Below are 21218 nucleotides of genomic sequence, written 5' to 3'. Positions count from 1 at the left end.
CGGTAGGAGCGGCATTCTAATCGGCCCGGGCCAGGGCCTGCCGAATTTGGCCGACTGGCTGGGGACGTGGGGGCATGGGGCGTAGAATCTCGCCCGTAGACGCCATCGAGAGACGTCACGTCATTGCCCATTGTTTGAGGAGATTCCGTTGAAGCCGTCGCGCACCACCCTTGTGGCCCTGCTGCTGGGCATCGCCAGCACCGCCCACGCCGCCTATCCGGACCGTCCCATCAAGTTGATCGTGCCCTTCCCGCCCGGACAGGCCACCGACATCTTCGCGCGCGCCCTGGCCGAGAAGCTCGGCAAGCAGCTCGGCCAGTCCATCGTGGTGGAAAACCGTGCCGGCGCCGGCGGCAATATCGGCATGGAAGTCGCCGCGAAGGCCCCGGCCGATGGCTACACACTGGTCATGGGCGGCAGCGCGATGGCCATCAACCAGACGCTCTACAAGAAGATCAACTACGATCCGCGCCAGGACTTCGCGCCGGTCTCCGGGGTGTTCTCGGTGCCGCTGGTCTTCCTGGCCACGCCGCAATCGGGCTTCCAGTCCTTGCATGCGCTGATTGCCAAGGCCAAGGCGGCACCGGGCAAGTACAGCTATGCCAGCGCCGGCATCGGCGGCACGCAGCACCTGTCCGCAGAAATGCTCAAGGCGCAGACCGGCGTGTTCATCGTGCATATTCCGTACAAGGGCAGCGGCCCGGCGCAGGCGGACTTCCTGGGCAACCAGATCCCGCTGATGGTGGATTCCGTGACCGCCGCCATGCCACTGATCCAGTCCGGCAAGGCCGTGGCGCTGGCCGTGACCACGGCGAAGCGCGTGCCCCAGCTGCAGCAGGTGCCAACCGTGCGCGAAGAAGGCGTGCCGGGCTTCGAAGCGCTGGGGTGGGCGGTGATGATGGCGCCGGCGGGCACGCCGCCGGCCATCGTCAACCAGCTCAACGCGGAGACGGTGAAGGCGCTGCAATCGCCGGAACTGCGCAAGTTCATCACCGACCGTGGCTCCGAGCCAATGCCGATGACCCCGGCCGAAACCGGCAAGTTCATCGACAGCGAGATCAAGAAGTGGTCGACGGTGGTGAAGCGGTCGGGGGCCACGGCGGACTGAAGGCCGTCGCCGGCTGACGGCGCCCCCCTCCCAAATCCAGGCAATCGCCCGGCAGTCATCAAGGCTGCCGGGCGATTTTCATTGTGGCGCGCCGGCCACCGCAACGAATACTGCCCCCATCGCTGCCCTCCACGGATTTCTAGGGGATAACCCTTGTCTTCATCAAAATACATCACACCATGATGTATCTTTCGGAACTCCAAAAACAGAGTCGGTTGTGTCGGCGCCTTGCGCGCCGTCCGATCCGCGCGCCCCCAAGGAGACCTCGCATGCGCATACGCATACGCATACGCAAGCAGACAGATCTACTTTCAGGGCTGATGTTCGTCGTCGTCGGACTCAGCTTTTCCTTCGTTGCCCGTGGCTATTCCATGGGCACGGCCGCCAAGATGGGGCCGGGCTACTTCCCGTTCTGGCTCGGCATCGTGCTGGCGCTGCTCGGCGCCGTGGTGGCAGCCGGGTCCATGTCTCGCGAAGGCGAAGCGGATAGCATGGCGCGCTGGGACATCAAGACGCTGCTGTGGATCCTGGGTTCCGTGGTCCTGTTCGGCCTGCTGCTGAAGCCGCTCGGCATGGTGCTGTCCGTGCTGGCGCTGGTGCTTGTCTCGTCGATGGCCAGCCATGAGTTCACTTGGAGGGGTGCCGCGCTCAATGCGGTGGTCCTCGTGGCGATCAGTACCGTGGCGTTTGTCTACGGCATCAACCTGCAGATGCCGGTGTGGCCGGCGTTCCTGACCAACTAGGAGTGATGGAATGGAGTTGCTCAGTCATCTCGCGCTCGGATTTTCCACGGCGCTCTCGCTACAGAACGTGGCCTATGCCTTCCTGGGCTGTGTGCTGGGAACGCTGATCGGCGTGCTGCCCGGCCTGGGGCCGCTGGCGACCATCGCCATGCTGCTGCCCATCACCTACACGCTCCCGCCAGTGGCCGCGCTGATCATGCTGGCCGGCATCTACTACGGCGCGCAGTACGGCGGTTCCACCACCGCTATCCTGGTCAACCTGCCGGGCGAATCGTCAGCCGTGGTGACCACGCTGGACGGTTACCAGATGGCGCGCCGTGGCCGTGCCGGCGTGGCGCTGGCCACCGCCGGGCTCGGCTCTTTCTTCGCGGGTAGCGTCGCCACGCTGATCCTGGCCGCGTTTGCCACGCCGCTCTCCGAGCTGGCGTTCAAGTTCGGGCCGGCGGAGTACTTCTCGCTGATGGTGCTCGGTCTGATCGGCGCCGTGGTGTTGGCGTCGGGATCGCTCGTCAAGGCAGTGGCCATGATCGTCCTTGGCCTGCTGCTCGGCCTGGTTGGCACGGACGTCAACTCCGGCGCCGCGCGGTTTTCGTTCGATGTGCCGGAACTGACCGACGGCATCAGCATTACTGCGCTGGCAATGGGCCTGTTCGGCTTTGCCGAAATCATCGCCAACCTGGAGCAGAAGGAACACCGCGAGACCTTCACGGACCGCGTCACCGGACTCTTCCCGAGCCGGGAGGACCTCCGGCGCATGATCCCGGCGGTGCTGCGCGGCACCATGCTCGGCTCGGCGCTAGGCATCCTGCCGGGCGGCGGTGCCTCGCTGGCCTCGTTCGCGGCGTACTCGCTGGAGAAGAAGACGTCGAAATACGCCCATGAGTTTGGCAAGGGCGCCATCGAAGGCGTGGCGGGTCCGGAATCGGCCAACAACGCTGCGGCGCAGACGTCCTTCATCCCGCTGCTGACGCTGGGTATTCCGCCCAACGCCGTGATGGCGCTGATGGTGGGCGCGATGACCATCCACAACATCCAGCCCGGCCCGCAGGTGATGACCAGTAACCCGGCGCTGTTCTGGGGCCTGATTGCCTCCATGTGGATCGGCAACCTGATGCTGGTGGTGCTGAACCTGCCGCTGATCGGCGTCTGGGTCAAGCTCCTGACGGTGCCGTATCGCTTCCTTTATCCGGCCATTCTCGTGTTCTGCAGCATCGGGGTCTACTCGGTCAACAACACGGTGTTCGATGTCTTCGCGGCAGCCGCTTGCGGCCTCATCGGCTATGTGTTCCATAAGCTGAAGTGCGAGCCGGCGCCGCTGCTGCTCGGCTTCGTGCTCGGGCCGATGATGGAGGAGAATTTCCGGCGCACCTTGCTGCTGTCGCGCGGTGACTACACGGTGTTCACGACGCGTCCGCTGTCGCTTGGCCTGCTGATGGCGGCCGCGGCGCTGGTGGCCGTGGTGGCGCTGCCCGCGATCAAGGCCAAGCGCGAGGAGGCATTCCAGGAGGAGTGAGGCCAAGCGCGGCGGCGCCATCGGGCGCCGCCGCGCTGGTTATTTCTGGCGGTACTGGTTTTCCAGCAGCTCCACCAGCGCGACGATCAGCTGGTTGGCCGGCGTTGGCACGCCCCGCGCGTTGCCACGACGGACGATGGCGCCATTGAGGGCCGTGATCTCGCTGGCGCGGCCCCGGGCGAAGTCCTGCGCCATCGACGAGTACTGGCCAAGAGGGATGGTGCGGCGAATCCGTTCGAGCTGGCTGGCCGCATCGAGGTCGATATCGACGCCTTCGGCGCGCGCCACGGCGAGGCACTCCGCGATGAGGTTGCGCATCGCTTCCTCGGCGGACGCCACGCCGCGAATCTCGCCGTAAGGCAGATTGACGATCGCGGACAAGGCGTTGTACGCGCAGTTCAGGATCAGCTTTTCCCAGAGCGCGCTGGCCACATTGGCCGAGACAATCGTTGGCACGCCGGCGTCGTGGAACAGGCGCGCCACCAGCTCGCTGCCCTGCTCCGGCCCGATCACCAGGTCACCCCGGCCGTGATGCCGGAGGTGCCCATCGCCGGCCATCTCGCTGGCGACGTAGACGGCGGCAGGAATCACGGGGCGTGCCAACGCCGCCTCCAGCCGATCCGCATTGTCGATGCCGTTCTGCAGGGACACAATCAGCGCTTCGCGCTTGAGGTGGCCGCGGATCTCGTCGGCAACCTGCTCCGTGTCAACGGATTTCACGCAGACCAGCACGATATCGGCGTCCTCCACGGCCGCCGCATGGGGGCTTGCCGCGACGCTCACCTGTTCATCGAACTGTAGCGACTCGAATCGAAGGCCGCGCGCCTGGATGGCATCGACATGCCGCGGCCTGCCGATCAGCACCACGTCCTGACCGGCCCGCGCCAGCATCCCGCCATAGAAGCAGCCCACCGCACCTGCGCCAATCACCGCGATTTTCATTTGATGTTCCTCGCATTGCTTGGAATTGCCTGCGCGGCGGAGTGCCTTGCCGCGCGCCTTACTGCCGCTGCACCGTCTGCACGGCGTCAAGAATGACCTTCGCCACCTCGGCCGGCCGCGACTGCTGCGGCACGTGGCTGGTCGGCAGCGTGGTCACCTTCGCGCCGATCTTGCTGGCCATCTCGCGCTCCAGCGCCGGGGGGATCATCCGGTCGTTCTGGCTGACGATGTACCAGGAGGGCCGCGTCTTCCATGCCGCAACGGTGGTCTTCTCGCCAAACGCCTTCGCCTGGATCGGGCCCTGCGTGGCGGCCATGACCCGTGCCTGGGCGGCCGGCACGTCCTGCGCGAAATCGCTGGCCAGCGCGTCGGGCGGCAACGACAGGTAGCCCTCCGCATCGGCCACGAGCTTGCCGATACCCGGCGCCGGCGGGTGAGCCTTGCCCACTTCCTCCGTGGACTGCCCCGCATCCGGTGCGAAGGCGGCCACGTAGACGAGCGCGGAGACCTTGTCGGCGGCGCCCGCCTCGGTAATCACCGTGCCGCCCCACGAATGGCCCACCAGCACGACCTTGCCCGGCTGGTTGTTGATGGCGCGGCGCGTGGCCGCCACGTCATCGCCCAGCGAATTGAGCCCGTTCTGCACGGCCTGCACCTTGATGCCCTTTGCCTGCAACAGCGGAATCACCTTGGCCCAGTCCGAGCCATCGGCAAACGCGCCGTGCACGATCACGACCGAGGTGGGGGCCTTCTCTGCTGCGTAGGCGGCCGAGCCGGCCGAGAAAGCGAGGGCCGCGACGGCCAGCGATGCAAGCGTGCGATTCAACATGTCGATCCTTTCAATGGGTGATGGGACACAGGAGACGGGCTGTGCGTGACGGCCGCCTGCCCTGCATGGATTGAAGCGCCGCCATGTATCGCCCCGATGTGATGAATGCGTGGATCGGTATGCCCATGTATCGGCGCCCACCCCGGATACAAACCGATACAAAGGCGCCGGGGGCCAGTCCCGATCTACAGCGAGCCGGATGCTACCGGAATCCGCCGCGCGATGCGCTGAAGCCCCTCCCGCAGCCGGCATCCCGCAAAAGGTGCCTGACCTGCTGCGCCATACTGCAAGGCAGAACAAGCCTTCCATGCCTTTGCAATAGGCCGGCTGCAAGCGCAAAATCCCCCCAATTCATCTTTTCATTCCCGGGCGCTTCCCGCCTCCGCGAACCCACTCGTGCGCTTTGATCTCGTCGACCTGAAACTCTTCACGCATATCGCGGAGGCCAGCAGCCTCACTCGCGGCGCCGAACGTTCTCATCTCTCGCTCGCGGCTGCCAGCACCCGGATCAAGAATCTGGAGGAACACGTGGGCGTGAAGCTGCTCAGCCGGAGCAGTCATGGCGTGAAGGTCACCGGCGCGGGGGAAACGCTGCTGGCCCATGCACGGCGCGTGATCCGCCAGCTGGAACAGCTCAGTGGCGACCTTCAGGAATACGCATCCGGCGTGAAAGGCCACGTGCGGGTGTTCGCCAATACCACGGCGATGAGCGAGTACCTGCCGGCCGTGCTGCGGACCTATCTGGTGAATCATCCGGACGTGACGATCGACATGCAGGAGCGCCTGAGCCCGCACATTCTGCGTGCGGTGCAGGAAGGCGCCGTCGATATCGGCATCGTCGCGGGGAATCTCCGTGCCGAAGGGGTGGAGATGATGCCCTACCGGAATGACCGCCTCGTGCTGGCGGTGGCACTCAGCCACCCGCTGGCGCAGCGCAAGCGCGTGGGGTTCATCGAGGCGTTGAAGTACGACATCATCGGCCTGCCCGAGGCCAGCGCCATCCACACCTTCCTGCAAGGCGCCGCCGCTGACCTCCAGCGCTCGCTGCGCTGGCGGGTGCAGGTCAGCAATTTCGAGACGGCCTGCCGGATGATCGAGGCGAACGTGGGCATCGGCGTGCTGCCGGAGAGCACGGCCGTCCGGCACGCCAAGTCGATGGCGCTGAGCATCGTCCAGCTTGAGGACGACTGGGCGGAGCGCCGCCTCCAGATCTGCGTGGCGGATCTGGCGGCGCTGCCGCTATTCGCCCGCAAGCTGGTGGATCTGCTGGTCGAGGACGGCCAGGGCCGCCAGGACTAGGCGAAGAAGTTACCCCTGCCCGGCCAGCATTTCCCGCAGCTGGTGCTTGAGCAGCTTGCCGCTGGCCGTCTTCGGAATCGCCCCCAGCCGCAGGTAGCGCTCCGGCCGCTTGTAGGGCGACAGCCGGTCCATCACGAAGGCACGCAGCGCGTCCGCGTCGAAGCTCTCCCCCTCCTTGATCTCGACGAAGGCCACCACTTCCTCGTTGCCGTCCGACGTCGGCACGCCAACCACCGCCGACACCAGCACCGCCGGATGGGCGTTGAGCACCGACTCCACCTCGATCGGGTAGACATTGAAGCCCGAGCGGATGATCAGGTCCTTGGTCCGGCCGACGATGTATAGCGCGCCGTCCGGCCCGAGCCGGCCGATATCGCCGGTATTGAGCCAGCCGTCCTCGCTGATGACCTGCCTGGTCAGTTCCGGCGCGAGATAGTAGCCAAGCATGACACCCGGCCCCCGGACCCAGATTTCGCCCGGCGTGCCCGTCTCCACCGGCTGGCCATCCGCGCCGATCAGCCGCACTTCGGCCCCTTCCACGATCTCCCCCGCCGCGCAATCGGTGCGCGGGCGATCCATATGCGTGACGAACAGCGAACCGGCGTACTCGGTCATGCCATAGCCGTGATGCAGCGGCTGGCCGAACATGCCCTCCACTTCCTGCTTGAGCGTCGGGTCGAGTGGACCGCCACCCGTGTACAAATAGCGCAGCCGGGTGGAGGCCAGCCGCTGCACGCCGGCCGCCCGCAGATGGGCGAGGATGCGGTGGAACATCGTCGGCACGCCCTGCAGGATGGAAATCGCGCCGGCTTCGATGGCCTGCGTCACATCCGCCGCATTGAAGCGGGACGACAGGTTCAGGCTGGCGCCCGCCTGGAAGGTGGCGAGCAGCACCGTGCCCATGCCGAAGATGTGCGACATCGGCATGACCGCGTAGGCGCAGTCGTCCGGCACCATGCGCCGCGACGCCACGGTGACCCGCGCGAAGTGCAGCAGGCCGCGATGCGACACCATCACCCCCTTCGGCTGACCGGTGGTGCCCGAGGTGTAGATCAGCGCCGCCACTTCCTGCGCCAGTGCCTCAGGCACGCGCTCGCTGGTCGGGTCCACCGCGCCGGCCATCAGCGGGCCCAGGCCCGGCGGCGCGGTTTCCCGGGCGCGGTAGGTCACGCCGTGCCGCAGGGCATCGGGCGAGGCGCCGTGCGTGAACAGCATCAGCCGGGGCCGGCAATGCGCGCGGATGACCTCCACCTCCCGCTCGGACAGCCGCGCATTGACCACCACCGGCCACGCGCCGATCTCCGACAGCGCGAACAGCAGCGTCACCACGGACAGCGAGTTCTCGGCGACGATCATCACCCGGTCGCCGCCGGCCACGCCCTGCGTGCGCAGGTACTGCTGCGCGGCCTCGATATCGGCCCAGAGTTCGCCATAAGACACGGCGCGCCCTTCCTCCACCACCGCCGGGCGGTCAGGCGTGGCGAGCGCCCAGTGACGGGGGATGTCGCTGATGCGTTGGGCGGGGGTTCGGTCCGAACACATGTCTGGGTCTTCCTCGATCAATGAAGGCTGGCTTTGGCTTGAGTGCCGCCAGTGTAGGGGCGGTGCATCTGGCGTGCAACGGACAAGGTCGATTGCCGCTCAGAACGAGCGCGGCAGGCCCAGGATGTGCTCCGCCACATAGGAGTAGATCAGGTTCGTGGAGATCGGCGCCACCTGATAGAGGCGCGTCTCGCGGAACTTGCGCTCGATGTCGTACTCGCAGGCGAAGCCGAAGCCGCCGTGGAACTGCAGGCAGACATTGGCTGCCTCCCAGCTCGCCTTGGCGGCGAGGTACTTGGCCATATTGGCCTGCGCGCCCATCGCCGCGTGCGCGTCGTACAGCTCGCACGCCTTCCAGCGCATCAGGTTGGCGGCTTCCAGTTCGATGAACGACTCGGCAATCGGGAACTGCACGCCCTGATTGCGGCCGATGGGCCGGTCGAAGACCTGGCGCTCGGTCACGTACTTGGTCACGCGGTCCATGAACCAGTAGCCGTCGCCGATGCACTCGGCGGCGATCAGCGTGCGCTCGGCGTTCAGGCCGTCGAGGATGTACTTGAAGCCCTTGCCTTCCTCGCCAATCAGGTTTTCCTCGGGAATCTCCAGATCCTCGAAGAACAGCTCGTTGGTCTCGTGGTTGACCATGTTCGGGATCGGGCGCACCACCATGCCCTTCTTCTGGGCCTCGTGCAGGTCCACCAGGAAGATCGACATGCCCTCGCTCTTCTTCTTCACCTCGTCCAGCGGCGTGGTGCGGGCCAGCAGGATCATGAAGTCGCTGTGCTGCACGCGGCTGATCCACACCTTCTGGCCGTTGACCACGTAGCGGCCGTCCTTCTTGATGGCCCGGGTCTTGATCTTGGTGGTATCCGTGCCGGTGGTCGGCTCGGTCACGCCCATGGACTGCAGGCGCCACTCGCCCGAGGCGATCTTCGGCAGGTATTTCTGCTTCTGCGCGTCCGAGCCATGGCGCAGCAGCGTGCCCATGTTGTACATCTGGCCGTGGCAGGCACCCGAGTTGCCGCCGCAGCGGTTGATCTCCTCCATAATCACCGAAGCTTCCGTCAGGCCGAGCCCCGAGCCGCCGTACTCCTGCGGAATCAGCGCCGCCAGCCAGCCGGCGTCGGTCAGCGCATTGACGAAGGCTTCCGGGTAGCCCCGCTGCTCGTCGATCTTGCGGAAGTACTCGTCGGGAAACGCCGCACAGAGGCTGCGCACGGCGTCCCGGATTTCCTGGAAGTTATTCGATTGGGTCTGTTCGATCATGGCGCGTCTCCCGCTTTTGTTGGCGTTGCCATGCTCGCCAGGTTTGCCGTGTGGCGCAATCAACGTTTGCGGAACCGGGCCTTTGCCGGAGCAGAAGACAGCCCGCCAGGCCGCGCCGGGAGGCTGATTTCGCAACAGGCGAAGTCCACCATTGGCATTCTCAAATAGCGCCGACGCGCAAATGCCAACATGCTCCAGCCCATACCCAAAAATGACAAACAGGAGACACGCCGGACATGGATGCCCACTCGCTGGCCGCCGCGCTGCGCGCCCTGATCCGCCCCGGCGACCGCATCTGGTGGGGCCAGGCCACCGCCGAGCCGCTTACGCTCACGCGGGCGCTGGTCGCCCATCGCCACGCCATCGCCCAGGGCGGGCGGCTGGGTGTCTTTGTCGGCATCGGCCAGTCAGACACACTGCAGCCGGACCAGTCCGATGTGATCGACTTCTTCGGCTACGCCGCCAGCGGCCCGCACCGCCAGCTGGCGCGCGCCGGCCTGCTGGACATCGTGCCGAGCCATTACTCGCACCTGCCCGGGCTGATCCGGGCCGGCACGCTGCCGGTGGACGTGGCGCTGGTGCAGGTCTCCCCGGCTGACGCCGAGGGCCGCCATAGCCTCGGGCTGGTGCACGAATATCTCCCCGCCGTGCTGGACCGGGCGCGCGTGATCATCGCCGAGGTCAACCCGGACATCCCGTGGACCCATGGCAGCCACTACCTGACCGCCGCTGACATCGCCCTGACCGTCGATGCGCAATTTGGCCCGATCGACCTCGAACGCGGCGCCCCCTCGGAAGTGGAACTGGCGATTGCCCGCCACATCGCCGGCCGGATCGAGGACGGCGCCACCCTGCAGATGGGCATCGGCAACCTGCCCGAAGCGGTGCTGGCGGCGCTGCACGGCCACCGTGACCTGGGGCTGCACAGCGGCGCCGTGGGCGACGGCATGGTGGCGCTGGCCGAGTCCGGCGCGCTGACGCACGCACGCAAGACCGTCGATACCGGCATCGGCATCGGCGGCATCCTGATGGGCAGCGCGCGCCTGCGCCGCTGGGCGCATCGCAACCCGCTGTTGCAGCTGCGCGAAACCACCTACACCCACGACCCCGAGGTGCTGGCGCGCCAGCACAAGCTGGCGGCCATCAACGGCGCCATCGAGGTGGACCTGACCGGCCAGATCAATGCCGAGGTGGCCGGCGGCGTCTACATGGGCGCCGTGGGCGGCGCCGCGGACTTCCTGCGCGGTGCCGCGCGCAGCCACGGCGGCCTGCCGATCATCGCGCTGCCGGCCACCGCGAAAGGAGCCACCACCATGGGCGCCACCACCAAGGGCGCCAGCCGCATCGTCGCGCAGTTGTCCGGCCCGGTCAGCACGGCCAGATCGGACGCCGGGCTGATCGTCACCGAATACGGCGTGGCCGACCTGCGCGGGCTGCCCCTGTCGCGCCGCGTGCGCCGCATGATCGACATCGCCGCACCGGAACACCGCGAGGCGCTGGACCGCCAGGCCCACGCCCTGCTGCGCCAGTGCGGCGCCGCTTTCGTCACCGTGCCGGCCGCCGCCTGATTGCTATCGATTGCTATCGATTGCTATCGATTGCTATCGATTGCTATCGATTCCCACCGATTTCCATCCCAGACCAGATTCACAGGAGACTCCCCATGCGCAGAGCCGCAATCGTTACCCCCGTCCGCACCCCGGTTGGCACCTTCGGCGGCAGCCTGCGCCCGGTGCCCGTCGAGGAACTGGCCGCCACCACCGTGCGTGCCGTGGTGGAGCGCAGCGGCATCGACCCCGCGCGCATCGACGATGTGGTGTTTGCCCAGTCCTACGCCAACAGCGAAGTCCCCTGCGTGGGCCGCTGGGCCGCATTGCAGGCCGGCCTGCCGGTGGAAGTGCCGGGCATGCAGCTGGACCGCCGCTGCGGTGGCGGGCTCCAGGCCGTGGTCACGGCGGCGATGATGGTGCAGAGCGGCGCCGCCGACGTGGTCATTGCGGGCGGCGTGGAGAGCATGAGCAATATCGAGTACTACACCACCGATATGCGCTGGGGCGCGCGCTCGGGCAACGTCCGCTTCTATGACCGGCTCGACCGGGGCCGCGAGCGCTCCCAGCCGGTGTCGCGCTTCGGCGAGATCTCGGGGATGATCGAAACCGCCGAGAACCTGGCGCGTGACTACGGCATCAGCCGCGAAGCCGCGGACGCCTTCGCGCTGCGCAGCCACCAGCGCGCCGCCGCCGCGTGGGAAGCCGGCCGCTTCGACGCCGAGATCGTTCCCGTCTCCGTGCCGCAGCGCAAGGGCGAAGCCCTGCGCTTCGCGCGTGACGAGGGCTATCGCCCCGAATCCACCACCGAATCCCTCGGCAAGCTGCGCGCGCTGATGCCGGGCGGCACCGTGACCGCTGGCAATGCCAGCCAGCAGAACGACGCCTCCGCCGCCTGCCTGATCGTGGCCGAAGACAAGCTGGCCGAACTGGGCCTGACGCCGATGGCCACGCTGGTCGGCTGGGCCGCCGCCGGCTGCGAGCCCTCGCACATGGGCATCGGCCCGGTGCCGGCGGTGAAGAAGCTGCTGGCCCGCCTGAACCTGCGGCTGGACCAGATGGATCTGGTCGAACTCAACGAAGCCTTCGCCTGCCAGGTGCTGGCCGTGCTGAAGGGCTGGGACTGGCAGGACCAGGGCGAGATCGACAGCAAGCTCAACGTCAACGGCTCGGGCATCTCGCTCGGCCATCCGATTGGCGCCACGGGCGTACGCATCCTGACCACGCTGCTGCACGAACTGCAACGCCGGGGCGGCCGCTACGGCCTGGAAACCATGTGCATCGGCGGCGGCCAGGGCATTGCGGCCGTTTTCGAGCGCTACTGACAACAAGAAGGATGAAGGAGACAACCATGCACACATCATTTCGACTTCGACGGACCTTGCTTTCGGGCCTGATCCTTGGCGCCGCCGTGCTGGGCGCGGGCGCCGCCATGGCCCAGTCCAACCCGCCGGTCCGCCTGGTGGTGGGCTACGCGGCCGGCGGCCCGGCTGACCAGGGCGCGCGGCTGTTCGCCGCCGCGCTCGGCAAGTCCCTCAACGCCACGGTGGTGGTGGACAACAAGCCCGGCGCCAACGCCACGCTGGCGGGCAACGAGGTCGTGCGCGCCAAGCCCGACGGCACCACGCTGTGGTTCGCGGCCAGCGCCGCCATCACGGTGGCGCCCAACATCATGAAGCGCATGCCGTTCGACCCGGCCAGGGACCTCACGCCGATCGCGCCGGTGGCGCGCTACTACAACATGCTGGTGGTCAACAACAGCGAGCCGTTCACCTCCACCAAGGAGCTGGTCAGCTACGCCAAGGCGCATCCGGGCAAGCTCAGCTATGGCTCGTCAGGCGTGGGCAGCTCCAACCACGTGGCCGCCGCGCTGTTCGCCCGGCAGGCCAACGTCGAGCTGAACCACATCCCGTACAAGGGCAATGCGCCGGCCATGACGGACACCATCGGCGGCCAGATCGACATGCTGTTCGACATCATCAGCACCGCCAGCGGCTACGTGCACGGCGGCAAGGTCCGCGCCATCGCCGTGGGCTCGCCCAACCGCAGCACGGCGCTGCCCAACGTGCCCACCTTCCGCGAATCCGGCATTGCCGGCCTGAAGGACTACGAGGCCGGCGGCTGGTACGGCATCTACGCGCCCAAGGCCCTGACGCCCGAGGTCGCCCAGAAGCTGACCGCCGCCGTGAAGCACGCCGTGGCCGACCCGGACCTGCGCAAGCGCTACGCCGAACTGGGGTACGAGCAGTGGAACGGCACCACCGAGGATCTCGTCAGCACCGCCGCACGCGAGCGCACCCAATGGGCCAGCGTGCTGCAGGGCGTGACACTTGACTGACCGAGACGAAGCAAAGGACGACCAACCATGATCCGCGATAACGACACCCTCGAAGCCCTGCTAGACAGCGTGCGCCGCTTTGTGCGCGAGCGGCTGGTCCCGGCCGAGGCGCTCGTGGCCGAAACCGACGAAATCCCCCAGGACATCGTGCAGGACATGCGCGAGATGGGCCTGTTCGGCATGACCATCCCCGAACGCTTCGGCGGCCTGGAGCTGACCATGGAGGAAGAGGCCCGCGTGGTGATGGAGCTGTGCCAGACCGCACCGGCCTTTCGCTCGCTGCTGGGCACCACGGTTGGCATCGGCTCGCAGGGCATCCTGATGGATGGCACCCCCGAGCAGCAGGCCGCGTGGCTGCCCCGGCTGGCCACGGGCGAGATCCTCGCCTCCTTCGCGCTGACCGAGCCGGACGCCGGCTCGGACGCCGGCTCGCTGCGCACCACCGCCGTGCGGGATGGCGACGACTACGTGGTCAACGGCACCAAGCGCTTCATCACCAACGCGCCGCAGGCCGGCATGTTCACGCTGATGGCGCGCACCGATCCGTCGATCAAGGGCTCGGCCGGCGTCTCGGCCTTTATTGTCGATGCGAAGACGCCGGGCATCAGCTTCGGCAAGCGCGACGTGAAGATGGGCCAGAAAGGCGCCCACACCTGCGACGTGATCTTCGAGAACGTGCGCGTGCCGGCCGCCAACCTGATCGGGCTCAAGGAAGGCCAGGGCTTCAAGACCGCCATGAAGGTGCTGGACAAGGGCCGCCTGCATATCTCGGCCGTCAGCGTGGGCGTGGCAAAGCGCGTGCTGCGGGATGCGCTCAACTACGCCGTCGAGCGCCAGCAGTTCGGCCAGCCGATCTGCGACTTCCAGCTGATCCAGGCCATGCTGGCAGACAGCCAGGCCGAACTCTACGCCGCCGAGTGCATGGTGATCGACGCCGCACGCCGCCGCGACGAAGGCCGCAACGTCTCCACCGAAGCCTCCTGCTGCAAGCTGTTCGCCACCGAGATGGTGGGCCGCGTGGCAGACCGCGCGGTGCAGATCCTGGGCGGCGCGGGCTATATCGCCGAGTACGGCATCGAGCGCTTCTACCGCGACGTGCGCCTGTTCCGCCTCTACGAAGGCACCACGCAGATCCAGCAGGTCATCATCGCCCGCAACATGATCCGCGACGCGCGCAACGGCTGAGCCCCATGACCACACCCCAAGCCCAAACCCACCCCGACCTGCCCCGCCCGTCCCCGCAGACCGGCGCCCTCAGCCACCTGCGCGTGCTGGACCTCTCGCGCGTGCTCGCCGGCCCCTGGTGCACCCAGAACCTGGCGGACATGGGCGCCGACGTCATCAAGATCGAGAAGCCAGCCGAAGGCGACGACACCCGCCTCTGGGGCCCGCCCTACCTCGCCGGCGATGACGGCCCGACCGCGCAGGCCAGCTACTTCGCGGCGTGCAACCGCAACAAGCGCTCGGTGACCGTGGACATGTCCACGCCCGAGGGCCAGGCCATGATCCGCGAGCTGGCCAAGCAGAGCGACGTGGTGGTCGAGAACTTCAAGACCGGCGGCCTCAAGCGCTACGGGCTCGACTACGAGACCCTGAGCGTGCTGAACCCGCGCCTGATCTACTGCTCGATCACCGGCTTCGGCCAGACCGGCCCGTACGCGGCCCGCCCCGGCTACGACCTGCTGGTGCAGGCCATGAGCGGGCTGATGAGCATCACCGGCCATGCGGACGGCGAGCCCGGCGGCGGCCCGATGAAGGTGGGCGTGGCCGTGATCGACCTGTTCACCGGCATGTACGCCACCACGGCCATCCTCGGCGCGCTGGAAGCCCGCCACCACACCGGGCGCGGCCAGTGCATCGACGTGGCGCTGCTGGACGTGGCCATGGCAGTGCTGGCCAACCAGGGCGCCGGCTTCCTGAACGCGGGCAACGTGCCCACGCGGCAGGGCAATGTGCATCCCAGCGTGGTGCCCTATCAGGACTTCCCGACGGCGGATGGCAACATGCTGCTCGCCATCGGCAACGACGGCCAGTTCGCCCGCTTCTGCGAGGCCGCCGAGGTCGACTGGGCGACGGACGCGCGCTTTGCCACCAACAGCGCCCGCGTGGTCCACCGCAAGACCCTGATTCCGATGATGGTCGCCGTCACGCGCGGCAAGCCCACGAACGACTGGATCCGCCTGCTGGAAGCCAGGTCCGTGCCCTGCGGCCCCATCAACAACGTCGAGCAGGCGTTCGCCGACCCGCACGTGCAGCACCGTGGGCTGCAAATCGAGCAGGCGCGCTACCGCGCCGACGAACCCCGTGCCGGCGACCCGGTCAGCCGCGTGCGCACCACCGCCAGCCCGCTGCGGCTCTCGGACACGCCCACCACGCTGCGCTACGCGCCGCCGGCGCTCGGCCAGCATACGGAAGAGGTCCTGCGCGACTACCTGAAACTCGCCCCGCAGGACGTGGCCGCGCTGCGGGCCAAGGGCGTGGTGTAGCGGCACGCCGACAAAATCCCCGGTCAGGCGCCCTTGACCTGCGCGATCACCACCAGGATCACCGCCGCATTCCCCGGCTGCTGGGTCTGGGAATAGGCGGCGCGGGCATGGCCGGCCTTGTCACCCAGCACCTCGGCGAAGAGGTCGGACGCGCCGTCGAGCACCGCCGGCTGATCGAACGACCCCGGCGCGCTGGTCACATGGCCTTCCAGCCGGACGATGTGGTCGAGCCGCTCGAAGCCGCCCAGATGGGCGTGGATCTGCGCCAGCACGTTCAGCGCGGCCAGCTCGGCCGCCTGCCGGCCCTGCGCCACGGTCAGGTCCTTGCCGACCTGGCCCTGCCAGACCACCTTGCCGTCCTGCAACGGTAGCTGGCCGGAGATAAACAACAGGTCGCCGGCCCGGCTGACGGCGGTATAGCTGCCCAGCGGCTGCGGGGGCGGCGGCAACGTCAGGCCGCGTGCGGCGAGTCTGGATTCGACGGTCATGATCAAGCTCCTATATAGATACAGCGGTTCCTTGGAAGCCACTATAGGAGCGCGCCATGTGCCGATAAACCCGCTGGGCAGAACTTGATTTGATACACGGCGGAACAAGTCCGCCCGGCCGGCCTAGCAAGGCGCACATGCTGATTTGCTTCCGTTCGCCACCGAACACAGAAATGTTTCCTTTGGCATTTTTATCATCTATCCCTGATGAGATTCCCGGCCAAAGGAGCCAGCATGCGCAGATTCACGCCGCTCGGCATGCTGGCCGCCTGCCTGTGCGCCGGCCTCGCCGCCTGCTCGCCTTACCTCTACAAGTCCGAAGTCGAGAGCTTCCGCGCCGGGGTCAATGACCTCGCCACGGCCTACCAGTCCGGCACGAAGGGTGTGGCGGCGGAACGGGCTGTCATCCAGCAGACCCAACTGACGCCAACGCGCACGCGCGTGGCGCTGAGCCCCGGATGCGCGCTGCCGGCCACGGTCTCGGCCGCCCCAGCGGCGGACAACACGCTGCCCTGCGCCCTGCAGCCGGCCGACCCCGCGATGGCGCCGCGCCAGTCGGCCCCGCGCGAGTCCACCTCCGCCGCGCCGCTGATCCACGCGCTGCGCGACTACGCCGATGCCCTCGCCGCCATCACCAATGCCCAGGACCAGGAAGCGCTGGAGGCCGCGAATTCCAAGCTGACCGGCTCGCTCGCCGGGCTGGCCAGCACGGCCAAGGTGGGCCTGCCGAACGAGTTCGGCGCGATTGCCGGGCTGGCCTTCAGCGTGGGCGTGGCCACGCTCAACCAGCGGCGCTTCGACATGCTCAAGCGCGGCGTGACCGCCGCCAACGAGCCCGTAGCCGTGCTCGGCGATGCCATGGGGCAGGCGCTGGACACCCTGCGCAAGGCGCGTGCCGACGGGCTGCTGCTGGCGGGCACGACCATGGCCGGCCAGATCAACGCCAGCATGAGCCCGGACGACTACACGGCTGCGCTGACCACCTTGCAGGCGAAGACGGACGCCATCGAAACGCTGAGACGCACCAACGCGCGCGCGGCGGCTGACGACATGGTCAAGGCGCATGCCGCGCTGGCGCAGGCGCTCAACGACGACACCCGGCAGGTGGCCGCCGTGGTCACCGCCCTGAAGACCTTCCGCGAGAAAGCCCGCGCGGTTCAGGAAGCCTTTGCGAGCTGATCGGAGACAGACATGGCCGAATGTGGAGCCTTCGCGTTTGGGGTGGTGCTGGGCTGGTTCGTGTACTTCACCAATCGCTACCGCAAGGGGGACGTGCAGTTCAGCGACCTCATCGCCCTGCTGGGCGTGATTGGCGGCGCGGCCGTGACGGCGCTGTTCGGCGGCGCCAGCGGCACCCTGTTCGGCTACTACGGCGTAGGCCTCGCGGTGGGCTTCTTCGCCTACTTCCTGGTGCTGGTGCTGATGGTGGCGCGGTCGGACCAGTTCGACGCCACCTGGTTTCTCGACGGGCGCCGCAAGGCCCTGCCCGATGGCTGGACCATCCCGGGGGAAGTGCGCGCGACGACCGCCCCCATGGCGCCCCAGCGCCCCGCCGCCCCGGCCGCGCCGGTGGCCTTCGGTGCCCCCCAGCCCATCGAGGATTCCCCCCGCGCGCGCCTGAACGCCGCCCGCGACCAGACGCTGACCGCGCTGACCGAGGCCCAGCGCGAGCTGCTGCGCCGCATCGGCCTCGCGTCCACGGATACCGAGCGCAACCCCCTCCAGGCCAGTCTGGCCGATATCACCGACCAGCTCGACGCCCTGGCGCAACTGCGGCTGCGAGACATCCTGGAGTCAGATGCCGTGCGCGCCAGCCTGGCGCAACTCGCGGCCATCACCGGCGACATCACGCGCACGGCGCAGGAGATGCGCCAGGCCACTGACGTGCTGACCAAGGCGTCGCAACTGATCGATCGTGCCACCAAGGCGGTGGGCGTTATCACCGGCTTGCTCGCGTAGGCCGGTCATCACAAATGGAGCATGCACCATGAGCAACGACAAGCGTTTCTGCGCGGGCTTCCCGATGACGAACGGCGTACCCGGCAAGATAGCCATGTTGACCGGCAAACGGTGGCAGCCGGGCACGGTACTCACCATCAGCTTCCTGTCCGGCTCCCGCACGCTGCAGGACCGCGTGATGAACGCCGCCAATCTCTGGCTGCAGTTCGCCAACCTCCAGTTCGATGTGCGGGACAGCGGCCCCACCGACATCCGCATCGACTTCCTGGAGGGCAAGGGTTCGTGGTCGTTCATCGGCACCGACGCCCGGCTGATCCAGCCGCCGCAGCCAACCATGAACTACGGCTGGTTCACCGAAGACACCGAGGAAGACGAGATCCTGCGCGTGACCCTGCACGAGTTCGGCCACGCCATCGGGTTGATTCACGAGCACCAGAATCCGCTCAACGCCATCCAGTGGAACCGCGAGCAGGTGATCCGCGACCTGTCCGGGCCGCCGAACAACTGGGACAAGACCACCATCGAGAACAATATGTTCGCGGCGTTCAATCCCGATGACGTGGCCGGCACGGCGGTGGACCCGACCTCAATCATGATGTACCCGATCCCGGCCACGTGGACGTTGAACGGCGTGACGGCGGGTATGAATTCGGCCTTGTCCGAGTCGGACAAGGACTTCATCCGCCAGGCCTATCCGCAGTAAGGCCTGCCTGCCGCGCCATGAATGCCGACGACCGCGCCATCCTGATCGGGATCAATCATTACCCGCAGCTGGGCGAGCCGGGCGCGGACGCGAATCTCCAGGGGCCCGCCAACGATGTCGATGCCGTGAAGGCGTGGCTGATGGACCCCAACGGCGGCGCCTTCGCCAGCGAAGACCAGATCCAGGTGATCAAGTCCCGCCTGACCGAGGCGGGCGACACCGCGCTGCCCACCACTGACGAGATCGAGACCGCCTTTGGCCGGCTCAACGCCATCGCCCGGCAGAACCAGGCCCAGCGGCGCGGGCTGCGGGTGGGCCGCCGGCTGTACATCTTCGTCTCCGGCCACGGCTTCTCGCCGGGGCGCGAACGCGGCTGCCTGTTCGCGGCCAATGCCAGCGCCACGCTCGGCACCTTCAACGTGCACGCCACGGGCTGGCTGAACTGGCTGCAGGACGCCGGCTACTTCCGCGAGTTCGTGCTGTGGATGGACTGCTGCATGAACCGGGTCTCCTTCCTGCAGCCGCGCGACCCGCAACTGTCTCCGGTGCAGGCCACGGACCCGCCGGCGGCCACCTTCGTCGCCTTTGCGGCGCAGCGCCCGCTCAAGGCCATCGAGATCGGCATTCCCGAAGACGGCGACAAGATCCACGGCGCCTTTACCTGGGCGCTGCTGCAAGGGCTGCGCGGGGCGGCGTCCGACGCCAACGGGCGCGTCACCGGGCGCAGCCTGGCGGACTGGCTGCGCAACGCCCTCTGCGCCCGCATGACGCCAGCGCACCTGCGCGATGGCGACGTGGCCAAGGAGCCGGAGATCGTGCAGGAAGATGCCGGGCTGATTTTCGCGCGCGGGGTGCCGCCGCCGCGCTACACGGTCACGCTCACCCTGCCGCCCGAGGCCGCCGGCAAGCCGCTGCGGCTGTGGTCCGGCATACCGCCCCGCGCGGAGGCGATGACGGCACAGCCCGCCATGACCTTGCCGCTGACGCCCGGCCTGTACGTGGTGGAAGTGCCCGAGGCCGGCCTCCGGCAGGGGTTCGAGGTCACCAACAATGTGTCGATTGCCATCACGGCCACCGGCCCGCCCGTTACGCCGGCCCCCGACGGCACGATGTTCCCGCTCGACATCGACCCGGCCGACCCCGCCGCCGAGATCTTCGTCATCGACAGCCGCTTCTCGCTGGTGGATAACGGCATGTCGAAGCTCTCCACGCCGCTGCCCTTCGGCCTCTTCAAGATCAAGACCCGGATCGGGCGCAGCCTGGCGCAGCACGTGATCCTGCTCGACAGTGACCGGCCACCGCTGCCCGCCGCGCAGATCGCCAAACCCGCCTCGTCGGTGCTGCCGCCGGTGGGCCTGCCCGAGGACGGCGCCCAGGAGCGCGACCGGCAGACGGCGCTGGCCACCGCACTGCGCCTGCTGCGCGAGGGCGACGGCAAGCAGGCCACGCTGATGGTGATGGCGCGCGCCGCGAGCAGCACCGAGGTGCCGCAGCGGAATATCGCGCCCTGGCGGGACGTGCAGGTGGTGGATGCCGACGACAACCTCGTCATCAGCATGGAGCGCGGCAGCGCGCGCCACACCGATGCGGACTCCCACGCCTGCGCCGTGCAGGCAGTGCCGCCCGGCGTCTACTACCTGCGGCAGAAGGTGGACAACGGCCCGGTCATCGAACAGAGCCTGATCGCCTGCGAGTCATGGGGGCTGGAAGCCTACGTGCTGCGCCGCACGCAACCCGGCGAGCACGCGCCCAGCGCGCGCCCCCGGGTGTCGCTGATGATGCGGCGGCCAGACCAGCAGCCGGATGCCGCGCTGGAGAAGATCATCGAGACCGCCCGGCTGGCGCTGGCCGACGAGCGGCGCATCCTGAGCGCGGAACTGGAGGACATCCTGCTGCGCAACTGCACCAACCCGATTGGCGGCCTGATCGGCGGCCATCTGCTGCTGGTGGAGCGCGAACGCGACCCCGGCCGTGACATCTCCCTGCTCGACGTGGTGGTGACGCGCCTGCGCAAGCTGGTGGGCGATAGCCATCCCGATGTGGCCGCGCTCGGCCAGCAATGCGCGACGGCGAGCCTGCGGCGCTTCGCCCCCCTGACCGGCCCGCCGATGTTCCAGCGCAGCTGGAAGCTGCTGGTGGCGGCGGCCCAGCGGCGCGAGGACTGGATTCCCGAGGCGATGTGGCGGCGCGTGGTGGCGCAGACTGCCCTGCCGCCGCTGATGGTCTGGGCCGCCGACGACAGCCTGCGCCAGACCGCCACCGAGAGCCTGCGCGCCGTGCCGGCCCGGTCACTCCGCGCGAGCGTACCGCCTGCCGGCCTGCGGGTGCTGACGGCCTGAACGGGAGGGAGGGCGCCGACACCACAGGGCAGACCCTGCCCCCCCGCCTCGGGGAGGCATGAAGCTGGCATCCGGCGCCATGATCGCGCATCGCTCGACTGCGCTGACACGGAGAC

At 67.9% G+C, this 21218-nt stretch carries 18 protein-coding genes; 13 read left to right on the top strand and 5 right to left on the bottom strand.

Translation table 11 applies throughout. The annotated features are described in order from the left end of the window. Positions 1-148 precede the first annotated feature (148 nt). From SB751_RS12595 to SB751_RS12585, 3 genes are all read left to right on the top strand, one after another. The gene (locus SB751_RS12595) at positions 149-1108 is read left to right on the top strand and encodes a Bug family tripartite tricarboxylate transporter substrate binding protein (RefSeq protein ID WP_410748102.1); all 960 of its coding nucleotides are present in this window, start codon (positions 149-151) and stop codon (positions 1106-1108) included. 281 nt (positions 1109-1389) lie between these two features. Continuing rightward, positions 1390-1851, top strand: coding sequence for a tripartite tricarboxylate transporter TctB family protein (locus tag SB751_RS12590; RefSeq protein ID WP_144197168.1), 462 nt, complete (start codon positions 1390-1392; stop codon positions 1849-1851). 10 nt (positions 1852-1861) lie between these two features. Further along, entirely contained in the window at positions 1862-3364 is a 1503-nt protein-coding gene (locus SB751_RS12585; RefSeq protein ID WP_410748101.1) for a tripartite tricarboxylate transporter permease, read from the top strand. Between the two features lie 39 nt (positions 3365-3403). Here the strand turns inward: SB751_RS12585 and SB751_RS12580 are convergent, their stop codons facing one another. Continuing rightward, on the bottom strand, positions 3404-4306 hold the full coding sequence (locus tag SB751_RS12580) for a ketopantoate reductase family protein (RefSeq protein WP_410748100.1): 903 nt from the start codon (positions 4304-4306) through the stop codon (positions 3404-3406). Positions 4307-4364: 58 nt separating this feature from the next. Beyond that, on the bottom strand, positions 4365-5135 hold the full coding sequence (locus tag SB751_RS12575; RefSeq protein ID WP_144197019.1) for an alpha/beta fold hydrolase: 771 nt from the start codon (positions 5133-5135) through the stop codon (positions 4365-4367). A gap of 396 nt (positions 5136-5531) precedes the next feature. Here SB751_RS12575 and SB751_RS12570 point away from each other — a divergent pair, with 396 nt between their 5' ends. Further along, a complete protein-coding gene (locus SB751_RS12570; protein ID WP_092297325.1) occupies positions 5532-6434 on the top strand; it encodes a LysR substrate-binding domain-containing protein in 903 nt (300 codons plus the stop codon). A 9-nt stretch (positions 6435-6443) separates the two neighbouring features. Here SB751_RS12570 and SB751_RS12565 read toward each other — a convergent pair whose 3' ends face one another. Beyond that, positions 6444-7976, bottom strand: coding sequence for a class I adenylate-forming enzyme family protein (locus SB751_RS12565; protein WP_410748099.1), 1533 nt, complete (start codon positions 7974-7976; stop codon positions 6444-6446). Positions 7977-8075: 99 nt separating this feature from the next. Further along, positions 8076-9242 carry an acyl-CoA dehydrogenase family protein gene (locus tag SB751_RS12560; RefSeq protein ID WP_144197017.1) on the bottom strand — a complete coding sequence of 389 codons (1167 nt, stop codon included), beginning with the start codon at positions 9240-9242 and terminating at the stop codon, positions 8076-8078. 236 nt (positions 9243-9478) lie between these two features. On the opposite strand from SB751_RS12560, the gene SB751_RS12555 reads away from it, so the two are divergent. From SB751_RS12555 to SB751_RS12535, 5 genes are all read left to right on the top strand, one after another. Beyond that, positions 9479-10810 (top strand): acetyl-CoA hydrolase/transferase family protein, encoded by a 1332-nt coding sequence (locus SB751_RS12555; RefSeq protein WP_144197016.1) that lies wholly within the window; start codon positions 9479-9481, stop codon positions 10808-10810. 95 nt (positions 10811-10905) lie between these two features. After that, positions 10906-12114, top strand: coding sequence for an acetyl-CoA C-acetyltransferase (locus SB751_RS12550; protein WP_211942802.1), 1209 nt, complete (start codon positions 10906-10908; stop codon positions 12112-12114). A gap of 26 nt (positions 12115-12140) precedes the next feature. Further along, positions 12141-13127, top strand: coding sequence for a Bug family tripartite tricarboxylate transporter substrate binding protein (locus SB751_RS12545; RefSeq protein WP_409558901.1), 987 nt, complete (start codon positions 12141-12143; stop codon positions 13125-13127). Between the two features lie 27 nt (positions 13128-13154). Then, entirely contained in the window at positions 13155-14312 is a 1158-nt protein-coding gene (locus SB751_RS12540) for an acyl-CoA dehydrogenase family protein (RefSeq protein WP_144197013.1), read from the top strand. Between the two features lie 5 nt (positions 14313-14317). Then, entirely contained in the window at positions 14318-15613 is a 1296-nt protein-coding gene (locus SB751_RS12535) for a CaiB/BaiF CoA transferase family protein (RefSeq protein ID WP_250025892.1), read from the top strand. Between the two features lie 23 nt (positions 15614-15636). On the opposite strand, the gene SB751_RS12530 is transcribed toward SB751_RS12535, so the two are convergent. Further along, positions 15637-16101 carry a RidA family protein gene (locus tag SB751_RS12530; protein WP_144197011.1) on the bottom strand — a complete coding sequence of 155 codons (465 nt, stop codon included), beginning with the start codon at positions 16099-16101 and terminating at the stop codon, positions 15637-15639. 234 nt (positions 16102-16335) lie between these two features. On the opposite strand from SB751_RS12530, the gene SB751_RS12525 reads away from it, so the two are divergent. From SB751_RS12525 to SB751_RS12510, 4 genes are read left to right on the top strand one after another with little or no spacing between them, the layout of a single operon-like run. Next, on the top strand, positions 16336-17280 hold the full coding sequence (locus SB751_RS12525; protein ID WP_410748098.1) for a hypothetical protein: 945 nt from the start codon (positions 16336-16338) through the stop codon (positions 17278-17280). Between the two features lie 12 nt (positions 17281-17292). Further along, complete coding sequence (locus tag SB751_RS12520; RefSeq protein ID WP_410748097.1) at positions 17293-18060, top strand: hypothetical protein; 768 nt, start codon at positions 17293-17295, stop codon at positions 18058-18060. A gap of 28 nt (positions 18061-18088) precedes the next feature. Next, positions 18089-18763 carry a matrixin family metalloprotease gene (locus SB751_RS12515; RefSeq protein ID WP_211942800.1) on the top strand — a complete coding sequence of 225 codons (675 nt, stop codon included), beginning with the start codon at positions 18089-18091 and terminating at the stop codon, positions 18761-18763. 17 nt (positions 18764-18780) lie between these two features. Beyond that, complete coding sequence (locus tag SB751_RS12510; RefSeq protein ID WP_410748096.1) at positions 18781-21102, top strand: caspase family protein; 2322 nt, start codon at positions 18781-18783, stop codon at positions 21100-21102. Positions 21103-21218: the final 116 nt, after the last annotated feature.

It is taken from the genome of Cupriavidus sp. SIMBA_020 (assembly GCF_046535395.1).
GTDB classification, from domain to species: domain Bacteria; phylum Pseudomonadota; class Gammaproteobacteria; order Burkholderiales; family Burkholderiaceae; genus Cupriavidus; species Cupriavidus campinensis.
The sequence above is the reverse complement of the archived record's forward strand: the minus strand, read 5'-3'. Positions and strand labels throughout refer to the sequence as shown.

Bases quoted from the DNA above. Each gene is read 5' to 3' on its own strand.
- SB751_RS12560 (WP_144197017.1), bottom strand. From the start codon at position 9,242: ATGATCGAACAGACCCAATCGAATAACTTCCAGGAAATCCGGGACGCC.
- SB751_RS12530 (WP_144197011.1), bottom strand. From the start codon at position 16,101: ATGACCGTCGAATCCAGACTCGCCGCACGCGGCCTGACGTTGCCGCCG.
- SB751_RS12545 (WP_409558901.1), top strand. From the start codon at position 12,141: ATGCACACATCATTTCGACTTCGACGGACCTTGCTTTCGGGCCTGATC.
- SB751_RS12515 (WP_211942800.1), top strand. From the start codon at position 18,089: ATGAGCAACGACAAGCGTTTCTGCGCGGGCTTCCCGATGACGAACGGC.
- SB751_RS12510 (WP_410748096.1), top strand. From the start codon at position 18,781: ATGAATGCCGACGACCGCGCCATCCTGATCGGGATCAATCATTACCCG.
- SB751_RS12550 (WP_211942802.1), top strand. From the start codon at position 10,906: ATGCGCAGAGCCGCAATCGTTACCCCCGTCCGCACCCCGGTTGGCACC.
- SB751_RS12575 (WP_144197019.1), bottom strand. From the start codon at position 5,135: ATGTTGAATCGCACGCTTGCATCGCTGGCCGTCGCGGCCCTCGCTTTC.
- SB751_RS12580 (WP_410748100.1), bottom strand. From the start codon at position 4,306: ATGAAAATCGCGGTGATTGGCGCAGGTGCGGTGGGCTGCTTCTATGGC.
- SB751_RS12565 (WP_410748099.1), bottom strand. From the start codon at position 7,976: ATGTGTTCGGACCGAACCCCCGCCCAACGCATCAGCGACATCCCCCGT.
- SB751_RS12540 (WP_144197013.1), top strand. From the start codon at position 13,155: ATGATCCGCGATAACGACACCCTCGAAGCCCTGCTAGACAGCGTGCGC.
- SB751_RS12555 (WP_144197016.1), top strand. From the start codon at position 9,479: ATGGATGCCCACTCGCTGGCCGCCGCGCTGCGCGCCCTGATCCGCCCC.
- SB751_RS12535 (WP_250025892.1), top strand. From the start codon at position 14,318: ATGACCACACCCCAAGCCCAAACCCACCCCGACCTGCCCCGCCCGTCC.
- SB751_RS12585 (WP_410748101.1), top strand. From the start codon at position 1,862: ATGGAGTTGCTCAGTCATCTCGCGCTCGGATTTTCCACGGCGCTCTCG.
- SB751_RS12525 (WP_410748098.1), top strand. From the start codon at position 16,336: ATGCGCAGATTCACGCCGCTCGGCATGCTGGCCGCCTGCCTGTGCGCC.
- SB751_RS12520 (WP_410748097.1), top strand. From the start codon at position 17,293: ATGGCCGAATGTGGAGCCTTCGCGTTTGGGGTGGTGCTGGGCTGGTTC.